The sequence below is a fragment of the Ruthenibacterium lactatiformans genome, assembly GCF_000949455.1.
GTDB lineage: Bacteria > Bacillota > Clostridia > Oscillospirales > Ruminococcaceae > Ruthenibacterium > Ruthenibacterium lactatiformans.
This window is the reverse complement of record NZ_JXXK01000083.1, coordinates 1-2,245: the sequence shown is the minus strand read 5'-3', so window position 1 is coordinate 2,245 and position 2,245 is coordinate 1. Positions and strand designations below refer to the sequence as shown.

The 2,245-nt window shown below is 51.1% G+C and carries 4 protein-coding genes; all 4 read right to left on the bottom strand.

Features of this window, described 5'->3' with window-relative positions; all coding sequences use genetic code 11:
• The coding region (locus TQ39_RS19745) for a hypothetical protein (RefSeq protein ID WP_156146449.1) at window positions 1-744 on the bottom strand (744 nt) is incomplete at its 3' end.
• 163 nt (window positions 745-907) lie between these two features.
• Window positions 908-1,432, bottom strand: a complete 525-nt coding sequence (locus TQ39_RS19740) for a hypothetical protein (RefSeq protein WP_009324264.1) — start codon at window positions 1,430-1,432, stop codon at window positions 908-910.
• Window positions 1,416-1,697 (bottom strand): hypothetical protein, encoded by a 282-nt coding sequence (locus TQ39_RS19735; RefSeq protein ID WP_050006798.1) that lies wholly within the window; start codon window positions 1,695-1,697, stop codon window positions 1,416-1,418. Before TQ39_RS19735 ends, TQ39_RS19740 begins: the two co-directional genes overlap by 17 nt.
• A partial coding sequence (locus TQ39_RS21375) for a hypothetical protein (RefSeq protein ID WP_207641420.1) occupies window positions 1,694-2,245 on the bottom strand: 552 nt, incomplete at its 5' end. The genes TQ39_RS19735 and TQ39_RS21375, both read right to left, overlap by 4 nt.

Genomic DNA, 2,245 nt, shown 5'->3' with positions numbered 1-2,245 from the left:
TTCCCGTATCGCATCGTAGTTTTCGCTCACCTCCCGCGCGCTCATCCCCTGCACTTCGTCCCGCGTAAACAGGCGCGGAACGCTGTTCCCGCTTTGCTGCGCGTCCGGTACAGCGCCGGGCTTGTTTTTCCTTGCCAGTGCATACGCTTCCCCCGGCAAATTCATCACCGCGCTTGTCAGCGTCCCCACAAGCCCCGCGTACAGCGCGTCCGGCTGCGTTTCCACAAAGGTCTGCCATGCGCCCCGCTCGTCGCCGTTCCACAGCTTGGCAAGGTATGCCCCCGCGATCTCGCTGATGTACTCCTCCGCGCCCTCGCCCAAAACGTCCACCAGCTTTTTTACGGCGCCGCGCCCTGTCGGGCTGCTTGCCACGCGGCTCAACACATCGTCCAGCAGGCCGGTTTTGTTCAGCCCCGGAATGCCCGCGCTGATGCGCTCCGTCGCCGCTTCCACGCCGCCCGACAGAATGCCGTACAGGAACGCCGTCTCCTCGTCGGCTCCGCCGGCCCGCGCCTCGGCCGCCGCGTTGCCCGCGGCCGAGGAAAGCAGGAACGGCGTGCCCAGCCTGCCGCCCGTTAAAAGGTTTACGGCGACGGTGGGCGCCATTTGCCCCGCGCCCGCCGCCACGTCGCCTCCCAGCTTCCACAGGCCGGTCGCTCCGTAGCGCTCGTCGATGTCCCGCCCATACTCCGCCGCGCGGGTACTGCGCAGCCCGTCTGCCGCGCCCGAAAGCTCCGCCGCCACAGCGAGGTCTGCGGCCCGGCGCTTTTGGATATATGATGCACGGAAAAAAGCCCGGCAATCTACAAAAGATTGCCGGGCTTTTAATCCGCTGTGCGCTGCAACCATCGACTACAAACCGTTGTTTTCCTCTGCCACAGCGCCTTTTGCTCAACCGCCTCCAATTTTAGATAATATGAACGGCGGCATCTTTATTTTTCTGTAAGATGGGCATAATAAATTCCTTCATCACACTATTTTCAAAAAGATCATATTGGGATATCGTCACTGTACCCCGCACGTTTTCAGCAAAACGCTTTTCCAAAGCTAAATACACGTCTTTCACTTGTTCCGTGTCAAGCTTGCTGTCAAAATCAAAAAGATTTTTCCGCGCCAACGCGGCATAAGCATTGGTAGTTTCAAGAGAACCCTTTTGGACAAATGCTTTTTCGCTCTTCTGCGCTGGTACGTTTGCTTCAACAATTTTAAGATTTCGTTTCCAATTCAGATGCTCCAGCAAAAAAATTATTTCCTCCCGTTCTTCCAATGAAAAAGCGCCGTCTTTTTCCCAATTTTCCATGTTTGGGAACAAAACAATATCCGGCCCATTATACATTGGAACGATTGAGAAATGGATGCTGTTTCCGTGATTTACATACGTTATATACTTCCAATTCATTTTAAACTTTGCGCCGTCAGGCATTATAACCATCACTGTCCCCCTTTTCCCGGCCGCTTTCCAAAATAGCCCGGGCCGGATACCGCTCCAGCAGAAACTGCTTGATATTTGTGTAAATCTCTTCTTTTTCCTGTTCTGTTATCAGAACCGATTGAAAGGGAGGTTCCCAATGCTGGATCAGCGATTTGCTTATCCAAATTTCCGGTTCCCTGAAATCGATCTCCACAATCAGCCTTTTTTCATCTTCTTTGTATTCCAAGCAGTAAAAATGGGGAATGTCTATTGAGATTTTCTTCATTCATTTTCTCCTTTTTGAAAAAGCTCTGTAAAGATGTTCGTGATATCAGGGTTGCTTTTTAACGCGGGATACTCTACTGTATTAAAAATACTTCCATCTCTTGAGCCTTTAACAAATCCATACGCATTGCCTGATGCGCCCTGCGCATATCTTTCCGATAATTTTTTCCATACATTTGCCGCCTGTTCCGTTGTCAATGCGCTTTCATTTGAAAACAGATGTAAAGCATCCAGATATTTTCCTCCTTCGGTTATTTCCAAAGTAGTTTTGTTATTTTCTCTTGCAAAGGCTTCAGCCAATGCCCTATTGCCTGGGCCTGAATAAAATACGGCAGTGTTAAAAGAAGTGGATACATCCAGCTCATTCGCCACCTTGAGGTAATATTCATAGGCTTCTTCGTTTGATTTGAACGCTTCTTTTCCTTGTACATCCCATCCATCATCGGGCGAATTACTACCTTGTTCCGCAAGCTTTCCCTCCGCGTCCCACAGGCCCATGGACTCCCGGATCGCATCCACATTTGCCAGTTGTTCCTCTTCGCTCATCCT